This is a genomic window from Tessaracoccus lapidicaptus, from assembly GCF_001693815.1.
Lineage (GTDB): Bacteria > Actinomycetota > Actinomycetes > Propionibacteriales > Propionibacteriaceae > Arachnia > Arachnia lapidicapta.
The window spans coordinates 215,284-233,115 of record NZ_MBQD01000011.1 but is presented as its reverse complement, the minus strand read 5'-3'; the positions used below and the strand labels follow the sequence as shown (position 1 = coordinate 233,115).

The following is a 17,832-nucleotide window of genomic DNA, read 5'->3' as shown; positions in this document are numbered from 1 at the left end:
GGATGAGTGAGGACGAGCGATTCCGCCCCCGCCGGGCCTGGCAGTCCGACGAGGACCCCGCCACGACCCCGCCGGACTCGGACGATACCTCAGGGCACGACCTGTTCCGCCCGCGACGCGGCTCGGCGGCCGAAGTCGAGGGCGTCACTCCCATTCCCCCGCCCGTGTTCCCGCGGTCGGCCGGCGAGTACGCCGAGAGCCCCAGCCCCGCCCCGCGCCGCTCGGCGCTGTCCTCCAGTTCCCCGCCGGAGCCGGCCGCGCCGGCCTCTGTGGCGCCCGGATTCCGGTCGGCGCTGGGTGGCGGATCGCTCGCCCGGTGGGCCGTCGGGGGCGTGATCGGCGCGCTCGTGGTCGGCACCGTGTCCTTCTTCGCGACGCGCGCGCCGCTGGACGCCGACCCGGGTCCCTCCGCCCCGTCCTCGCCCTCCGCGTCCGCCTCCCCGTCGGCGCCGGCCGTCACCGACGCGGATCTGGTGTCCGGCTCGGACCTCACGGGCATCGCGGCCGCCGCGTCGTGGGCGGTGACCGCGACGAGCACCGCCGCGGCCGACCACGAGGGTCGCGTCGCGTGCCTGAGCACCGAAAACCCGGCACATAACCCGACCACGTCGCTGCAGCGCACGCTGGCCACGTCCGACGCCGACCAACTGGCCGCGCTGCACCGCATCGACGTCTACGCCACCGAGGCCGCAGCGGAGCAGATGTTCACCGAACGCACCACCGCCCTCTCCGGCTGCGCCGAGCTCCCGGCGCGGATCGTGCGGTCGAGCGCGGTGACGGGGCTCGGTGACAGCGCGTTCCAGATCACCGTGGCGTTCGAGAACCAGCCCGTCCAGTTCCACACCGTGCTCGTGACCAGGGTCGGAACGTCGATCCAGATGCTCGACGTCGCCCGCAACGGGGCCGCCGCCGAGCCGGGGTTGTTGGCCACCGCGGCCGCCCGCACCCAGACCGCGTTGTGCGCGGCGGAGGACGCGACGTGCACCGTCCAACCGGCCGTCGCCGCCGCCGTCGTGCCGCCCGTAGAGCCCGTGGGTTGGCTCATCCCCGCAGATCTCCCGCGGATCCGCCTGGGCGCCGGACGATGGACGGCCTCGGAGCCCGGTGACCTCACGAGCCAGGGCATGGGCTGCGAGAACATGACCCTGGTCAGCGAGCCGGGGCCGACGGGCCGGGAGCAGGCGACCTACCTGATGACTCAGGATGATCAGGCGCCGGCGACGTTCGGGGTGGACGAAATGAGGTTCACATTCGCGGACGCCGCCGCGGCCACCGCCTTCGCCGGCAAGCTGGGCACGGCCCTCGCCTCGTGCAAGGACCGAGTCAACACGGCCACCGTCAGCGAGCTGCCGGCTGTCAGCGGGACGGGGCAGGACGGCGTCGCGGTGAGCTCGCGATTGTTCTCCATCCGGCAGGCAACGGCCGACAACGCGGCCGTGCCGTACCAGCTGGCCGTGAGCGTCGCGGGGCCGACGGTGACGTACACGATCATCACCGTGACCGACGCCTACAAGTTCACCGACCCGCAACTCGCCGAGCTGGGCGTGCGGATCCCCGTCCGCGCCAGCCAGGGCTGACGCGGACGGCGCCGCTCAGGCGCGGGCGTGCCGCAGTTCCGCGATGGCCTCGCGGGCCAGCGCCGCCGTCAGGGACGGCGTCTCGCCGACCATGACCCCGGCGGCTTCAAGGGCCTTCTTCTTCGCCTGCGCCGTGCCGGCCGAACCGGTGATGATGGCGCCCGCGTGGCCCATGGTCTTCCCCGCCGGTGCCGTGAAGCCGGCCACGTAGCCGATGACCGGCTTGGTGATGTGATCGGCGATGTAGGCGGCCGCCCGCTCCTCGGCGTCGCCACCGATCTCGCCGATCATGACGATGAGGTCGGTGTCCGGGTCCTCCTCGAAGGCCTGCAGGACGTCGATGTGCCGGGTCCCGATCACGGGGTCACCGCCGATGCCCACCGCCGTGGAGAAGCCGTGGTCGCGCAGCTCGTACATCATCTGGTAGGTCAGCGTGCCGGACTTCGACACCAAACCGATCCGCCCCGGCCCGGAGATGTGCGCCGGGATGATGCCGACGTTCGACTTCCCGGGGGAGATGAGGCCCGGGCAGTTGGGGCCGATGATGCGGGTCCCGGAGTCGCGGGCCGCGGCATGGAACTCCACGGCGTCACGGACGGGGATGCCCTCGGTGATGACGACGCACAGCCCGATGCCGGCCTCGACCGCCTCGAGGACGGCCGCCTTGGCGAACTTCGGCGGCACGAACACCACCGAGACGTCGGCATGGGTGGCGTCGACGGCCTCCGTGACGCTGCCGAAGACCGGGACCGGATCCTCCTCGAAGAGCACGGACTCGCCGGACTTCCCCGGGGTCACGCCCCCGACGATGCGGGTGCCGGACATGATCATGCGCTGCGTGTGCTTGCGTCCCTCACGGCCCGTCATGCCCTGGACCAGGACGCGGGACGATGCGTTGATGTAGATCGACATCGGAGTTGTCTCAGTTCCCTTCGGCGGCGAGTTGCGCGGCGGCCCGCGCGGCCTCGTCCATGGTGTTCTTCACGATGATGAGCGGATGCCGCGCCTCCGCCAGGATGGCCTTGCCCACGTCGACGGAGTTGCCGTCGAGCCGCACGACGATCGGCAGCCGTGCCTCGTCGCCCAGCATGTCCAGGGCGTGCACGATGCCGTTGGCGACGTCGTTGCAGGCCGTGATGCCGCCGAAAATGTTGACGAACACGCTCTTGACCTGCGGGTCGCTCATGATGATGCGCAGCCCGTTGGCCATGACGGTGGCCGAGGCGCCGCCGCCGATGTCGAGGAAGTTCGCCGGCTTCGGCGCGCCCGGCAAGTCCGCGCCGGCGGCCGCGACGACGTCGAGGCTGCTCATCACGAGGCCCGCCCCGTTCCCGATGACCCCGATGCTGCCGTCGAGCTTTACGTAGTTGAGGTCCAGTTCGCGGGCCTGGCGCTCGAGGTCCACGTCCCCCGTCGTCTCCGAGTACTGCTCCCATTCGGGATGGCGGAAGTCGGCGTTGCCGTCGAGGGTGACCTTGCCGTCGAGCGCGATGATGTCGCCCGAGCCCGTCTTGACCAGCGGGTTGACCTCCACCAGCGTCGCGTCGGACTCGTGGAACACGCGCCACAGAGTCTGGAGCACCTCGCCGACGGCGCGGTGATCGTCGGGGAGGAACCCGGCCTCGGTCACGATGCGTTGGGCGACGGTGGGCGTGATCCCCTCGACGGGATCGAGCGGCACCTTCACCAGCGCCTCGGGGCGTTCGACGGCGAGCGTCTCGATGTCCATGCCCCCCTCGATGCTGACCATGGCGAGGTAGCCGCCTGCGGCGCGGTCGAGCAGGATGGAGAAGTAGTACTCCTCGGCGATGTCTGCGCCCGGGCTCAGCATCACGGTCTCGACGCGGTGCCCCTTGATGTCCAGGGCGAGGATCTCCGCGGCGGTCTTCTCGACGGCGTCCGCGCCGCGGGCGAGCTTGACGCCGCCGGCCTTGCCGCGGCCCCCCGTGCGCACCTGGGCCTTGATGACGACGAGGTCGACGCCGAGGTCGTCGTACGCTGCGCGCGCCTCGGCGGGGGTCGTGGCGATGCGGCCGGGCAGAACGGGCACTCCGAACTGCTCGAACAGATCGCGCGCTTGATACTCGAGGAGATCCACGTTGGTCCTTCGGTTGGGTCGATCAAACTCCGCCAGACTACCCGGGCGGGTTGCCCACCGGAAGGGCATCGCGGCGGCCGGGGCCGCCCCCGGTACCGGCGGTTGAGCCTGACACGCGGCTTGCGGGCCCTCGACGAGCCTGCGCCGGGAATCGTTGCCATGACACACCAGATTGATCGATCAAACCGTCGTTGACACGAGGCGCAGGCTCATCCCCACGTCCACTCCGGGAGACAACACCCACCCCGACTTTGAGAGATTCCTGAGAACTGTTAAGGTTTCCAGCGGACAGCCGGAAGATCCAGGGTCACACGAGGAGTCAGGTGTACGACGAGACCACAGCACGCGCCGCGCGACGCGCAGCAGACGCCGCCGACGACCTCGTCGAACTGACCCCCGCCACCTCCCCGGCCCGCCGCTCCTCCACCCCCGCCTTCTCGTTCAGCCGCCGCGTCGTCGCGCTGGCCGTCTCGAGCGCGCTGTCCGTCGGCGCTCTGTTCGCGTTCGCCTACGCCTCCCGCGGCGGTGACGTCGACGCCGCGGGCGAATCGGCCGAGATCGCGGTCCCCGCGGCAGCCGCGTCCGCCGCCGCCGCCGGATTCGCCGACCGCTCGCAGGAAGTCAGCCGCTCCAGCGTGCGCGACAACCTGACCGCAGCCGTCGCCGACGAGAACGCACAGGAGCGCGCCGCAGCGATGGGCGCGTCCGTGGAGTCCGCCGCAGAGGCCGAGTGGATGACCAACGCCAGCGAGCGCCAGCGCCTCATGGACGCGGACATGCAGCTCGTGTCGGCCCAGAGCGCGAAGCTGAAGAAGGAGGCCGAGGAGGCCGCCCGCAAGCTCGCCGAGGCCAAGAAGGCCGCGGAGGCCATGGGCGTCTCGACCTCCGGCATGTCGGCCAAGGAGATCGAGGACCTCACGACCAAGGGCGGCTCCATGCCGGTCAAGTCGAACTACCGCATCGGTGCCGGCTTCGGCGCCACCGGCAGCTGGTCCCGGTACCACACGGGCCAGGATTTCCCGGCACCCGTCGGCACCCCGATCTACGCCGTCGCCTCCGGCGTCGTCCTCAGCCCCACCGCCGGCGGCTGGGCCGGTATCAACGTCGTGATCCAGCACAGCAACGGCGGCTCGACGCTGTACGCCCACATGAGCGGCAAGAAGGTCCGCACCGGCCAGACGGTCAAGGCCGGTCAGCTCATCGGCTACGTCGGCAACACCGGGCGCTCCTTCGGCGCGCACCTGCACCTCGAGTACTACAAGCCGGGCGTGACCCCCGGCGACGTGTACGCGGCGTCCAACCCGATGACCTTCCTGCGGTCGCTCGGAGTCCGCTGAGCTAGAGCTTCTCCATCGGGGCGTGCTTGAGGCTCAGCCTCTTCGTCCCCGCTGACCCGAAGTCCACGTCCACCTTCGTGGCCTCGCCCGCCCCATGCACCGCGACGACGCTGCCCATGCCGAAGCTGGCGTGCAGCACCCGGTCCCCCGCCGTCAGCGACGGCAGGGTGAACTTCGGCCCGCTGCCGGTCCCGAAGCTCTGGATCGACGCCGACGTCTGCCGGTTGCGCGTGGCGGCCGAGCTGGCCCACGTCGTCGTCGCGGCGCCCGTGCGGCGCCAGTCGAGCACGTGCGGGGGGATCTCCTCGAAGAACCGCGACTGCGGGTTGTACGCCGGCGCGCCGAACGTGACCCGCACCTGCGACCGGGTGAGGTAGAGGCGCTTGCGCGCCCGCGTGATGCCCACATAGGCCAACCGCCGCTCCTCCTCCAGCTCGTGGGGGTCGGTGAGCGCCCGCATGTGCGGGAACATTCCCTCCTCCATGCCGGTGAGGAACACCGTGTCGAACTCCAGACCCTTCGCGGTGTGTAGCGTCATGAGCGTGACGACGCCCTTGCTCTCGTCGCGGTCCGGGACCTGGTCCGAGTCCGCGACCAGCGCGACCCGCTCCAGGAATGCGGCCAGGGAGTCGTCGGGCTCCGGCATGCCGGCGACGAGCCCAGACTCGGCCCCCGCCTCGTCGAGGTCGACGGTGGTGGCGGCCGCCACGAACTCCGCCGCCACAGACACCAGCTCGATGAGGTTCTCCACCCGCGTCTCGTCCTGCGGGTCGGTCGACGCCTCCAACTCCGGCAGGTACGCCGACTCCTTGAGGATGGAGGTGAGCACCTCGTCGGCCGGGCGGCCCTGCGCCACCATCGCGCGGTGCAGGTTCATGACATCGACGAAGCCCTGGATGAGCTTCACGGACCGGCTCGCCAGCCCGGGGGCCTCGGCGGCGCGCTGCAGCGCATCGAAGAAGCTGATCCGTTCCGCCGAGGCGAGGGTCGCGATGGCCGCCTCGGCCCGGTCCCCGATGCCACGCTTGGGCACGTTGAGGATGCGGCGAACGGACACGTCGTCGGCGGGGTTCGCGAGCGCCCGCAGGTACGCGAGCGCGTCGCGGATCTCGCGCCGCTCGTAGAAGCGCACGCCGCCGACCACCTTGTAGGGCATCCCGACGCGGATGAACACCTCCTCGAACGCACGCGACTGCGCGTTGGTGCGGTAGAAGACGGCCGTGTCGCCGTACTGCGACTCGCCGGCGTCGCTCAGCCGGTCGATCTCGTCGGCGACGAACTGGGCCTCGTCCATCTCCGTGTCCGCCACCCAGCCGACGATGAGCTCCCCCTCGCCAAGCTCGGACCAGAGGTGCTTCTCGCGCCGGCCCTGGTTGCGGGAGATCACCGAGTTCGCGGCGGTCAGCACGTTCTGCGTCGAGCGGTAGTTCTGGTCCAGCACGACGGTGCGGGCGCCCGGGAAGTCGGCCTCGAAGTCGAGGATGTTGCGGATCGTGGCCCCGCGGAAGGCATAGATCGACTGGTCGGAGTCGCCGACGACCATGAGCTCGGCCGGCTCCACGGTCGGGGAGCCCGGCACCACGCCCTCAACCTCGCCCGCACACAGCTCCCGCACCAGGGCGTACTGGGCGTGGTTGGTGTCCTGGTACTCGTCGACGAGCACGTGCCGGAAGCGCCGCCGGTACTTCTCCCGCACGTCCGGGAATGCCTGGAACAGGTGGACGGTCGTCATGATGAGGTCGTCGAAGTCCAGTGCGTGCGCGGCGTGCAGGCGGGACTGGTAGTCGGCGTATGCCTCCGCGAAGACCTTCTGCGGCGGCGTCGACGCCTCCGCGAGGGCCTGTTCGTAGTCGACGAGTTCGTTCTTGAAGCCGCTGACCTTGTTCATCACGGCCCGCACCGGGTAACGCTTGGGGTCGAGCTCCAGGTCCCGGCACACCAGCGACATGAGGCGCTTCGAGTCGGCGTCGTCGTAGATGGAGAACGTCTTGGCCATGCCGAAGCGGTCGATGTCCTGGCGCAGGATGCGCACGCACGCCGAGTGGAACGTCGAGACCCACATGAGCTTGGCCCGGTTCCCCACCAGGTCCACGACCCGCTCACGCATCTCGGCGGCCGCCTTGTTGGTGAACGTGATGGCGAGGATGGACCCGGGATGGACGTCGCGCTGCGACACCAGGTGGGCGATTCGGCGTGTGAGCACGCGCGTCTTGCCGGAACCGGCGCCGGCCACGACGAGCACCGGGCCGCCGGCGTGCAGCACCGCCTCGCGCTGCGGCGGGTTCAGCCCGGCCAGGAGTTCCTCCTCCGAGACGCGCTTGGCCGAGGCGCGCCGCTGATCCCGCTCGGGGGCCGGGCGGGGTGGCTCGTCCGGCTGGAAGGCCGCGAACAGGTCGGGGAAGAGGGAGTCAGTCATGTCGGGGGTCAAGCCTACCGTCCGCCCGGCGGCGTCCCCCTCGCTATGCTGCGGGCATGCGTGACGCGTTCGCCCGCGCCCGGAACATCTTCGGCCGGGTCACCACCGCGGTGCTCCTCCTCCAGGTCCTCGCGATGGTGCTGCTCACCGCCGTGGAGTCGCTGCGCAAGAAGAAGCGCCGCACCCGCAAGTTTCCCGTCACCAAGCCGGAGCCGATGCCCGTCGGCGACGACCAGGTCACGGTCTACACCTACGGCGAGCACGTTTACGACGCCATGATCGAGTCGATCGACGCCGCGCAGCATCACATCTACTTCGAGACCTTCATCTGGAAGGGCGACGAGGAGGGCGTTCGCTTCCGGGAGGCCCTCGGCAGAGCCGCGGAGCGGGGGGTCGCGGTCTACGTGGTGTGGGACGAGTTCGCCAACCTCGTCGTGCCCCGCCGGTTCTACGCCGCGATCTCCGAGCGCGTCACCACCATGCCGCACCCGGCGTTCCCCCTGCCGTGGTCGCCGCGCAGCTGGGGCCGCGACCACCGCAAGCTCCTCACCGTCGACGGCCGCGTCGGCTTCGTCGGCGGCTACAACATCGGCTCGTTGTACGCCACCGGCTGGCGCGACACGCATGCTCGGATCGAGGGCGAGGGAGTTGCGGAGCTGGAGAACGCCTTCATCGACTTCTGGAATCTGCACCCCAAGGTCCGCGACCGCATCGAGGCCAACCCGGAGCGCGACTGGGAGCCGACGGTGCGCCTGCATCGCAACACCCCGCGCCTGCAGGTCTACCCGATCCGCAACATGTACCTCGAGGCCATCGACCGGGCCAGCCACCACATCTGGCTGACCCACGCGTACCTCATCCCCGACGACGACCTGGTCGGCGCGTTGCGCGACGCCGTGCGGCGCGGCGTGGACGTCCGGATCATCGTTCCGGCGCGCTCCAACCACGTGGTGGCCGACTGGTTGTCTCGCGGCTATTACACGACGCTCCTGCGCTCCGGCATCCGCCTGTTTCTCTACCAGGGCGCGATGGTGCACTCCAAGACCGCCACGATCGACGGGCGCTGGTCCACCATCGGGACCGCCAACCTCGACCGGCTGAGCCTGCTCGGCAATTACGAAGTCAACATCGAGATCACCGACGACGACGTGGCCGCCCACATGGAGGACGTCTTCCTCACCGACGAGTCGAACTGCATCGAGCTCACCGAGGACCGCTGGCGCGAGCGGTCGATCGTCGCCAAGGCGACCGAGATGTTCCTCAGCCCCTGGCGGCCCCTCTTCTGAGGATCAGACGAACACGGCCACCGCGGCGTTGAGGAGCGTGAGGCCGAGGATCCCCCAGAACCAGCCAGCGGGCAGCGGGTCGCGACGGCGGCCGACGAACACGAGCGCGCCGACGACCAGCAGCACCACCAGCTTGATGCCGACCTTCGTGTGGTTGACGTCCGCGTCACCCATCTCCGCGAGCCCCACCAGCAGCAGCCCGGTCACGAGCTGGGTCAACGCACCGTGCACCATGGCGGCGTTGACCACCCGTCCGGGGCCCTTCACCTGAACGAATGCGCCGCCGAACAATGCGGCGAACCCGACGAAGTGGAGAAGGACGAGAAGATCGCGCAGGAATTCCATGTCCCCGAGGCTAGCCCACCGGCGCGAGGCTCTTCTAAACCGGATTTCACCGAGGGCAGAACTCGGCGCGCCAAGTTTACAGTGCACCCCATGCCGGGCATGATGGGGGCATGGGAACAATCATTGCGTACATCGTCATCGGTCTCATCGGCGGCGCTATCGCCAAGGCCATCCTCCCCGGTAAGCAGGGCGGCGGCTGGCTCGCCACGATCCTGCTCGGCATCGCCGGCGCCCTCCTGGGCGGCTTCCTCGGCGGCCTCATCTTCAACGTCTCCTACTCCGACATCTTCTCCGTGTCCGGGCTGATCTTCTCGGTCCTGGGCGCTCTGCTCATCCTCGTCATCTACGGCTGGATGCAGAAGCGCAAGGCCTGATCGCCACTCGGCTCTCGACAAGGGGCGGGCCCGGTTCACACCGGGCCCGCCCCTTCTTTCATGTGCTCCGCCGTCAGATCAGATGGCGGTCGGTGGCCCACTTCGTCAATTGATGCCGGTTGGACAGCTGCAGCTTCCGCAGGACGCTGGAGACGTGGGTCTCGACCGTCTTGATGGAGATGAACAGCTCCCGCGCCACCTCCTTGTAGGAATAGCCGCGGGCGATGAGCTTGAGGACCTCCCGCTCCCGGGCGCTGAGCCGGTCCAGTTCCTCGTCGATGCCCGACAGGTCGACGGCCCCGGAGAACGCGTCGAGGACGAATCCCGCCAGCCGCGGCGAGAAGACGGCGTCGCCGCCGGCCACCCGCGCGATGCCCTCCAGCAGTTCGTCCGAGCTGATGGACTTGGTGACGTAGCCCCGGGCGCCGGCGCGGATGACGCCGATGACGTCCTGCGCCGCGTCCGAGACCGACAGCGCCAGGAACTTCACCTGCGGCGCGACCGGGAGGACCTGTTTGATGACCTCCGCGCCTCCCCCGCCGGGCAGGTGCACGTCCAAGAGCACGACGTCGGGCTGCGTCGCGACGATGGCGGCGACCGCCGTCGCCACATCCTCGCCCTCACCCACCACCGCGCAGCGCTGACCGATCTCATGCCGGACCCCCGCCCGGAACATCGCGTGATCGTCGACGATCACCACCCGCAGGGGCGCACCGGCCGCCTCCTCGCTCATAGGGCGATCTCCACCTTCACCTCGGTACCATCTCCGGGCGAGGACCGGACCGTGGCGCTGCCGCCGTACCGCTCCATCCTGCCCCGGATCGATTCTCGCACGCCCATGCGCCCCTCAGGCACGTCGTCGGGGTCGAAGCCGGCGCCGCGGTCGCGCACGAACACCTCGACGCGTCCGTCGTCCACCTCCGCGTACACGTCCACCCGCGGCGCACCCGAGTGCTTCGCGGCATTGGTGACGGCCTCGCGCGTGGCCTGCACCAGCGCCTCGACCCGGTCGTCGATGTCCGCGTCGCCGACGCAGACCAGCTCGACGTCGACGGCGAACCGGCCCTCGACGTCGGCGGCCACCTCACGCAGGGCGGACCGCAGCGACGCCGCGCGCGTGGCCTCGCCGTACAGCCAGGTTCGCAGCTCGCGTTCCTGGCGGCGCGCCAACGTCGCGACCGTCTGCGCGTCGCCGGCCTGGCGCTGAATGAGCGCCAGCGTCTGGAGCACCGAGTCATGCAGGTGCGCCGCCATGTCGGCGCGGGCCTCGGCCCGCAGCCGCTCCGCGTCCGCCTGCCGGACACGGGTGCGCTGCTGGGCCAGCCACGGGGCAGCCACCACCACCAGCCCGGCCAACAGCACCCCCGAGGCGCCGAGCACGCCCGGCAACTGCGTGAGACCGACCTGCGTGGCGAGGATCCAGCTGGTCCCGGCGCCGACCAGGAGCAGGCCTCCGACGAGACGGACCAGGCTCATGGTCCCCCCGCCACGGCTCACCCGCCCCCACCAGCCGGCCCCCGGCGCCACCCCGGAGCGGCCGACACGCTCGTCCACCTGCAGCCAGATGACGATGACGCCGATGCCGCCGATGACCACCGGCCAGAACAGCCCCGCGGGTACCACGCCGCCGGCGACGAACAGCCACAGCAGGCCGACGACGACCATGCCGCCGGCGACCATCAGGCCCGAGTCGACCCCCCACGCGGCGGGCTCGGCCTGCGGCCGCATGCCGCTGCGGGTGGCAGCCTCCAGGCCGGCCGCCTCGGCCTGCGCCGCGGCACGCGGTAGCAGGACCCACAGCGCACCGTAGGCCAGCACGCCGGCGCCGGAGAACAGGGCCAGCACCAGGAAGGCGAGACGGACCTGCGCCACGGGGACGCCGAGGTGCGCCGCCAACCCGGACGCCACCCCGGCGATCACCCGGCCCTCCGGGCGTCGCTGCAGCGGCGCGCGCGGGGGCGCGGTCGGCACGGGGAGATCGGTCATGCCCCCACCCTGTCACGCACACGCGCGCCCCCACCAGGGCCGCGGGCCGTTTCCAGGGGTCCCGGGCGCGCATCTCAGGTGCCCCTCAGGGGGTCACCCGATGCCCCCGGCGCCCCGGCCGCGGGAGACTGGTTCCATGACCACGCACCTCGACCTGGGTTGGCTCGATCCCGGCCTCCGCGGACTCCGGCGTCAGGAGGCGGGGCCCGGCACCGGGCTCTCCCGTGCCATCGCGGCACGGCTCGGCGTCGACGTCGTGCTGGTGCGCGTCGCGTTCGCCCTCCTGGCGCTCAGCGGCGGCATCGGCGTGGCGCTCTACCTCTGGGGCAGCGCCCTCACCCCGGGCCGCGACGGGACCCGCCCCGTCGACGCGCACCTCCCCGCCTTCGCCACCTGGAGCCGGCTCGCCCAGCAGGGCACGGTGGTGGGCAGTTCGATCGCCCTCGTCGCGCTGGTCAGCTCCGCCACCCCCCTGCCGTGGGGCCCCGGCGTCCTGCTCCTCGGCATCCTGGTCCTGGCCCGCCGCGGCAAGCTGGGCGGCCGGACTGCCGCCCCGGCCGCGCCGGCGGAGCAGCCGGTGGCCGAAAGCGACGACCACCTGGTGGCGCGGTGGCGCTCCACCATGGAGGCGGCGGCAGGGCAGGACCGCCTCGCCGCGAGTCTGCCCGTCGTCGACCTCTACTCCCCCGTGCCCGCCCGCCCGCAGGCTCCGCGCCCACCGGCCGCGTGGGGGACGGGCGCCGGGATCCTCGGCGTCGCCGTCGTCGCGTCGGCCGCGGCCTTCGTCCTGCTCGGCAGCGTCCCCGCCGCGTTGGGCTCCGGCATGGTCACCGCAGGGCTGCTGACCGTCGGGTACGCGCTCGTGACGCGGGAGCGACGCGTGCCGCGGCCGCTGCTGATCGCGCTGGTGGCCGGCATGGCTGCCTCCGGGTGGCTGTCGACGCAGGCAGCCGGCGAACTGACGGCCCCGGACCCGGGCGTCCTGACCGTCAAGACGGTGGCCGACAGCCGCGTCATCGACCTCACAGACACCGACTTCACCGACATCACCGAGCTCCGCGTCGAGGCCGTCGCCTCCGACGTCACCGTGCTCCTCCCCGCCTGGCCCACCGGAGGTGTCGCGGACCACACCAACGTGCTGAGCGAGGTGACGCTTGACCCGGCCTGGCCGAGCGAGCGCGGGCGGGAACGCCTCGATATCGACGTCATCGTCGACGCGACGCTCAGCCGCGTCAGAATTGAGGAGTGACCATGACCCGGCCCCCGCTGGACCTGTCCGCCCTGGCGGTCGGCCTCGCCGCCGTCGGCTTCGGCATCGTGCTCATCACGGCTCCGCTGCTCGCGGCGCCCTTCATGCAACCGATCCTCGCCGTGATCCTGGCCGCGGCCGGCGCGATCGGACTCCTCGCCTCCCGCGGCCGAACCCCCCGAAAGGAACTCCCATGAAACTCACCCGCCCCCGCTCCGGCGCCATGATCGGCGGCGTCTGCGCCGGCCTGGCCCGCTACCTGGGCGTCGACGCGACGCTCGTGCGCATCGCGTTCGTGCTCGTCGCCATCTTCGCCGGCAGCGGCGTGCTCATCTACCTGGTCCTGTGGGCCGTCATCCCCCGCGAGGAGGACGGCGGGTCGCTGGCCGAGGAAGGCTTCGACAAGGCGAAGCGCTGGTACGACTCGCGCAACAACCCGCAACCGCCCGAGGGCGGCCCCCGCTACGACATCTGAGCGGGTATCACTCCCACTCGATGGTGCCCGGCGGCTTGCTGGTGATGTCGACGACGACCCGGTTGACCTCGACGCACTCGTTGGTGATCCGTGAGGAGATCTTCTCGAGCACGTCGTAGGGCAGCCGGGCCCAGTCGGCCGTCATGGCGTCGTCGGACACCACCGGCCGCAGCACGATCGGGTGGCCGTACGTCCGCCCGTCGCCCTGCACCCCGACCGAGCGGACGTCCGCGAGCAGCACCACCGGGAACTGCCAGATCTCCCGCTCGAGGCGGGCCTCCGCCAACTCGTGGCGGGCGATCGCGTCGGCCTGGCGGAGGGTCGTGAGGCGATCCTCCGTGACTTCCCCGATGATCCGGATCGCGAGCCCCGGGCCGGGGAACGGGTGCCGCCACACGATCTCCTCCGGCAGGCCCAGCTCAAGACCGACCGCCCGCACCTCGTCCTTGAACATCCGGCGCAGGGGCTCGATGAGCGTGAACTGCAGGTCGTCGGGCAGGCCGCCGACGTTGTGGTGGCTCTTGATGTTGGCCGCGCCCTCGCCGCCGCCCGACTCCACGACATCCGGGTACAGCGTTCCCTGGACCAGGAAGTCGATCCCCCGTTCGCCGGCGAGCTCCCGGGCGGCTGCCTCGAAGGTGCGGATGAACTCGCGGCCGATGATCTTGCGCTTCTCCTCGGGGTCGGTCACCCCGGCCAGCGCGCCCAGGAAACGCTCCCGCTCGTCGGCGACGACCAGGTCCACGCCCGTGGCCGCGACGAAGTCCTCCTTGACCTGCTCGGCCTCCCCCTCGCGGAGCAGGCCGTGGTCGACGAAGACACAGGTGAGCTGCGATCCGATGGCGCGCTGCATCAAGGCGGCCGCCACCGCCGAGTCGACGCCGCCGGAGAGTGCGCACAGTACGTGCCGGTCCCCCACCTGCGTGCGGACCGCGTCGACGGTCTCGGTCACGAGGTTGGCGGGCGTCCAGTCGGGCGTGAGGCGGGCGATGTCGAACAGGAAGTGCTCCAGCACCTGCTGCCCCCACTGCGAGTGCAGCACCTCGGGGTGCCACTGCACGCCGGCCAGCTTGCGCGAGACGTCCTCGAAGGCCGCGACGGGGGCGCCCGCGGTGCGGGCGAGGACCTGGAAGCCCTTGGGCGCGCGGCTGACGGAGTCGCCGTGGCTCATCCAGACGTTGAGGGTGTTGGGGAAGCTGCCGAGCAGGCACCCGCCGTCGTGGATCGACAGCGGCGTGCGGCCGTACTCGCGCTGGCCCGTCCGGTTCACGGTGCCGCCGAGCGCCTGTGCCATGGCCTGGAAGCCGTAGCAGATCCCGAGCACGGGGATGCCGGCCTCCAGCAGCCGCGGGTCGAGCTGCGGCGCGCCCTCCTCGTACACCGACGACGGCCCGCCGGAGAGGATGATGGCGGCGGGGCGCTGGGCGAGGATGGCGTCGGCGTCGATCTTCGAGCTGACGATCTCCGAGTAGACGGCTGCCTCGCGGACCCGGCGCGCGATGAGCTGGGCGTACTGGGCGCCGAAATCGACGACGAGAACCTTCTCGTGCTGGACGGTCATGCGCGGCAGTCTATTGCGTCGGCGCCGGGAACTCCCATCCGCGGCCCCGCCGCGTGAGATTCGTGGCTCCCCGCGGGAATAAAGCGGTCACCGGAGGAGGTTGCCGACGGCATGAACATCTACTCTGACGTGACCGCCCTGATCGGCCGCACCCCCCTCGTGAAGCTCAACCGCATCGCCGGCGACAACGCCACCGTCCTGGCGAAGCTCGAGTTCTACAACCCGGCGAACTCCGTCAAGGACCGCATCGGCGTGTCCATCATCGACGCCGCCGAGGCGTCGGGCCAGCTGCAGCCCGGCGGCACGATCGTCGAGGGCACCTCCGGCAACACCGGCATCGCCCTGGCCATGGTGGGGGCCGCGCGCGGCTACAAGGTGGTGCTGACCATGCCCGAGACGATGTCGCTGGAGCGGCGCGCGCTGCTGAAGGCCTACGGCGCTGAGCTGGTCCTCACCCCCGGCCCGCAGGGCATGCGGGGCGCGGTCGAGAAGGCCGAGGAGATCGCCGCGGAGCGCGGCGGGGTGCTGGCACGCCAGTTCGCCAACCCCGCCAACGTGGAGATCCACCGCAGGACCACGGCCGAGGAGATCTGGAACGACACCGACGGCACGGTCGACATCGTCGTGGCGGGCGTCGGCACCGGCGGCACGATCACCGGCGTCGGGCAGGTGCTCAAGGAGCGCAAGCCTGAGGTGCGGATCGTGGCTGTCGAGCCCCAGGAGTCCCCGATCCTCTCGGGCGGGCAGCCCGGCCCGCACAAGATCCAGGGCATCGGCGCCAACTTCGTGCCCGAGATCCTGGACCGGTCGGTCATCGATGAGGTCCTGCCGCGCAACATCGACCAGGCGGTGGAGTTCGCTCGCCGCGCTGCCCAGGAGGAGGGCCTGTTGGTCGGCCTGTCGTCCGGCGCGGCACTGTCGGCGGCCATCGAGGTTGCCGGGCGCCCGGAGAACGCCGGCAAGACCATCGTGGTGATCATCCCGTCGTTCGGCGAGCGCTACCTCTCGACCGTGCTGTTCGAGGGCCTGCTGGACAAGTGAGTCGTGGCGAGGGGGGGCGTCGCGACGCGGCGCCCCTGCCCGCGCTGCGCTTCCCTAGACTGGGCGCATGCGCATCGTCATCACGGGAGCCTCGGGCAAAGCCGGCCAGGCCACCCTCCGCCACTTCTCCGACACCGACCACGACATCGTCGCCACGGACATCGCCGCCAGGCCGTCGTGGTACACCGGCCGCTTCTACCGCGCTGACCTGACGCAGTTCGGCGAGGCCATGGATGTCCTCGCGGGCGCGGACGCCGTCATCCACCTGGCGAACATCCCGGCCGACTGGATCCACACGGACTCGCACACCCTCAACGCGAACATGTTGATGAACAACAACGTGTTCCTGGCGGCGTGGAAGCTCAAGCTCAAGCGCGTCGTCTACGCCTCGAGCGAGACCACGCTGGGGTTGCCGTTCGACGAGGTCAACTACCTCCCGGTCGACGAGGGCCACTACCCCCTGCCGAACTCCACGTACTCGCTGTCGAAGGTGATGACCGAGACGATGGCCGAGCAGTTCTCGCGCTGGGCGGGGATCCCGTTCATCGGGCTGCGGCTGAGCAACATCTTCACCGTGGACGACTACGCGCAGCAGCCGGCGTTCGCCCGGGATCCGGAGGCCCGGCGCTGGAACCTGTTCGGCTACATCGACGCCCGCGACGTCGCCCGCTCGTGCGAGGCCGCCCTGACGGCGAGCCTGTCCGGCTCGCACGCGTTCGTCATCGCGGCCGACGACACGATCCTCGACGTGCCCACCCGGGAGGCCCTGGAGGTCATCCACCCGGGCATGGAGGTCCCCGACTCCGTCGCGGAGTACGGAACCCTGCTGAGCAACCAGGCCGCCAAGGACCAGATGGGCTTCCACCCGCAGCACACGTGGCGCGACGAGGTCAGCGGCTGACCCGTCAGCCGGTGACGACCGCGCTGGCCGCCCGCTCCCCGGCAGCGAGAGCGTCCTGGATGGAGGCCCCCGGCAGGTCGTCGGCGACGGCGGTCCGGGCCGGCACGGGAGCCAGCGCGTGCGCGCCCGGTGCCATGGCCGGCAGGGCGTGCGTGACGTCGTGGCGGACCAGCAGCTGCCACGACCTCGGGTCGGCGCCCAGCACGTCGCCGGATTCCCGCGCGGCGTCGCCGTCGGACAGTCCGTGCGCCCCCACGGCGGTGACCTGGACGAGGTGCCGCCCGGCCGGCGCGTAGGAGGGCACCGCGTTCGACTGCACGCAGGTGTTGGCGATCCGCGCCTCGGCCCGCACGTCGAGGTGCAGGAACGGCGACCTGCTCGGCGCCTCGTCCGCCGCGAACCACCAGGTGGTCGCGCCGAGCATGCGCGGGGGTTCCAGCCCCAGCAGGGCCGCGTTGCCGACCGGCCCGGCCGCCAGCACCACTCCAGCCGCGCGCTCCTCCCGGCCGTCCGCGCGGTGCACGATGACGCCGGCGGCATCCGGCACCACCGCGGTCACGGGCGTGCCGAGCTGGATGCGCCCGGCCAGGGGCTCGGCGAGCTGCAGCGGCACCGCCGCCATGCCCTGCGCGGGTACTCCCGGCGTCGCGAGCGCGAAGTAGCCGGCCAGGCGGCGCACCTGCGCCGCCGCAGTCGCCCCCGTCGGGTCGAGCGTGACGCCGGCGAAGAACCGCAGCAGCGCGCGCCCGACGACGGGCGAGAACCCCGCGCGGGCCACGGCCTCGGCGAGGGTGGCCGCGTCGTCCCCGGCGCCGCGCAGCCAGCGCACCACCGCGGCCAGGTCGGCGCCCGTCAGCGGACCGCGGAGCAGGTCGGCGGCGTGGGCCGGGTGCCGCGTCGGGTCTGCCAGGACGGAGCGCCCCGCGGCTGTGCGCAGCACCGCGCCGCGCCCGAACCGGTGGAGGTCGAGCCTGGCCAGGTCGAGGGCCCTGCGTGCGGCCGGGTAGCCGGGGTTGAGCAGCTGGAAGCCGCGGTCACAGCGGAAGCCGTCCACCTCCTCGGTGGCGACCCGGCCACCCACGCGGCCGGCTGCCTCGAGGACGAGCACCTCGGACCCCGACGCGGCGAGCCGGCCGGCGGCCCGCAACCCGGCGAGCCCCGCGCCCACGACGATGACACGACCCAT

General features: G+C 71.4%; 17 protein-coding genes. 9 read left to right on the top strand and 8 right to left on the bottom strand.

Features of this window, described 5'->3' with window-relative positions; translation table 11 throughout:
- The first annotated feature begins 2 nt into the window (after positions 1-2).
- A complete protein-coding gene (locus BCR15_RS04370; RefSeq protein WP_068750785.1) occupies positions 3-1,577 on the top strand; it encodes a hypothetical protein in 1,575 nt (524 codons plus the stop codon).
- Positions 1,578-1,592: 15 nt separating this feature from the next.
- Here BCR15_RS04370 and sucD read toward each other — a convergent pair whose 3' ends face one another.
- Together sucD and sucC are read right to left on the bottom strand one after the other, a co-directional pair.
- Positions 1,593-2,489 (bottom strand): succinate--CoA ligase subunit alpha, encoded by an 897-nt coding sequence (gene sucD, locus BCR15_RS04365; RefSeq protein ID WP_068750783.1) that lies wholly within the window; start codon positions 2,487-2,489, stop codon positions 1,593-1,595.
- 10 nt (positions 2,490-2,499) lie between these two features.
- Positions 2,500-3,675 (bottom strand): ADP-forming succinate--CoA ligase subunit beta, encoded by a 1,176-nt coding sequence (gene sucC, locus BCR15_RS04360; RefSeq protein WP_068750781.1) that lies wholly within the window; start codon positions 3,673-3,675, stop codon positions 2,500-2,502.
- A gap of 323 nt (positions 3,676-3,998) precedes the next feature.
- On the opposite strand from sucC, the gene BCR15_RS04355 reads away from it, so the two are divergent.
- The gene (locus BCR15_RS04355) at positions 3,999-5,012 is read left to right on the top strand and encodes a M23 family metallopeptidase (protein WP_068750779.1); all 1,014 of its coding nucleotides are present in this window, start codon (positions 3,999-4,001) and stop codon (positions 5,010-5,012) included.
- A gap of 1 nt (position 5,013) precedes the next feature.
- Here BCR15_RS04355 and pcrA read toward each other — a convergent pair whose 3' ends face one another.
- Positions 5,014-7,428 (bottom strand): DNA helicase PcrA, encoded by a 2,415-nt coding sequence (gene pcrA, locus BCR15_RS04350; RefSeq protein ID WP_068750777.1) that lies wholly within the window; start codon positions 7,426-7,428, stop codon positions 5,014-5,016.
- A gap of 56 nt (positions 7,429-7,484) precedes the next feature.
- Between pcrA and BCR15_RS04345 the strand changes: the two genes are divergently transcribed.
- A complete protein-coding gene (locus BCR15_RS04345) occupies positions 7,485-8,714 on the top strand; it encodes a phospholipase D-like domain-containing protein (RefSeq protein WP_228383437.1) in 1,230 nt (409 codons plus the stop codon).
- A 3-nt stretch (positions 8,715-8,717) separates the two neighbouring features.
- Here BCR15_RS04345 and BCR15_RS04340 read toward each other — a convergent pair whose 3' ends face one another.
- Entirely contained in the window at positions 8,718-9,059 is a 342-nt protein-coding gene (locus BCR15_RS04340; RefSeq protein WP_068750775.1) for a hypothetical protein, read from the bottom strand.
- Between the two features lie 110 nt (positions 9,060-9,169).
- Between BCR15_RS04340 and BCR15_RS04335 the strand changes: the two genes are divergently transcribed.
- Positions 9,170-9,433 carry a GlsB/YeaQ/YmgE family stress response membrane protein gene (locus BCR15_RS04335; RefSeq protein WP_068750773.1) on the top strand — a complete coding sequence of 88 codons (264 nt, stop codon included), beginning with the start codon at positions 9,170-9,172 and terminating at the stop codon, positions 9,431-9,433.
- Positions 9,434-9,506: 73 nt separating this feature from the next.
- On the opposite strand, the gene BCR15_RS04330 is transcribed toward BCR15_RS04335, so the two are convergent.
- Both BCR15_RS04330 and BCR15_RS04325 read right to left on the bottom strand, forming a co-directional pair.
- Positions 9,507-10,166: a response regulator gene (locus BCR15_RS04330; RefSeq protein ID WP_068750771.1), complete on the bottom strand. Its 660-nt coding sequence runs from the start codon at positions 10,164-10,166 to the stop codon at positions 9,507-9,509.
- A complete protein-coding gene (locus tag BCR15_RS04325; RefSeq protein ID WP_068750769.1) occupies positions 10,163-11,419 on the bottom strand; it encodes an ATP-binding protein in 1,257 nt (418 codons plus the stop codon). Before BCR15_RS04325 ends, BCR15_RS04330 begins: the two co-directional genes overlap by 4 nt.
- A 136-nt stretch (positions 11,420-11,555) precedes the next feature.
- Between BCR15_RS04325 and BCR15_RS04320 the strand changes: the two genes are divergently transcribed.
- Genes BCR15_RS04320 through BCR15_RS04310 form a run of 3 tightly spaced genes read left to right on the top strand, consistent with a single transcriptional unit; the run spans position 11,556 to position 13,143 of the window.
- Positions 11,556-12,668, top strand: a complete 1,113-nt coding sequence (locus tag BCR15_RS04320) for a PspC domain-containing protein (RefSeq protein WP_068750767.1) — start codon at positions 11,556-11,558, stop codon at positions 12,666-12,668.
- 2 nt (positions 12,669-12,670) lie between these two features.
- Entirely contained in the window at positions 12,671-12,865 is a 195-nt protein-coding gene (locus tag BCR15_RS04315) for a hypothetical protein (RefSeq protein ID WP_068750765.1), read from the top strand.
- Positions 12,862-13,143, top strand: coding sequence for a PspC domain-containing protein (locus BCR15_RS04310; RefSeq protein ID WP_068750763.1), 282 nt, complete (start codon positions 12,862-12,864; stop codon positions 13,141-13,143). Before BCR15_RS04315 ends, BCR15_RS04310 begins: the two co-directional genes overlap by 4 nt.
- 7 nt (positions 13,144-13,150) lie before the next feature.
- Here BCR15_RS04310 and guaA read toward each other — a convergent pair whose 3' ends face one another.
- Complete coding sequence (guaA, locus tag BCR15_RS04305; RefSeq protein ID WP_068750761.1) at positions 13,151-14,704, bottom strand: glutamine-hydrolyzing GMP synthase; 1,554 nt, start codon at positions 14,702-14,704, stop codon at positions 13,151-13,153.
- 111 nt (positions 14,705-14,815) lie between these two features.
- Here guaA and cysK point away from each other — a divergent pair, with 111 nt between their 5' ends.
- Entirely contained in the window at positions 14,816-15,745 is a 930-nt protein-coding gene (cysK, locus tag BCR15_RS04300; protein WP_068750759.1) for a cysteine synthase A, read from the top strand.
- Between the two features lie 67 nt (positions 15,746-15,812).
- Positions 15,813-16,646: an NAD-dependent epimerase/dehydratase family protein gene (locus BCR15_RS04295; protein WP_068750757.1), complete on the top strand. Its 834-nt coding sequence runs from the start codon at positions 15,813-15,815 to the stop codon at positions 16,644-16,646.
- 4 nt (positions 16,647-16,650) lie between these two features.
- On the opposite strand, the gene BCR15_RS04290 is transcribed toward BCR15_RS04295, so the two are convergent.
- On the bottom strand, positions 16,651-17,832 hold the full coding sequence (locus tag BCR15_RS04290; RefSeq protein WP_068750755.1) for an FAD-dependent oxidoreductase: 1,182 nt from the start codon (positions 17,830-17,832) through the stop codon (positions 16,651-16,653).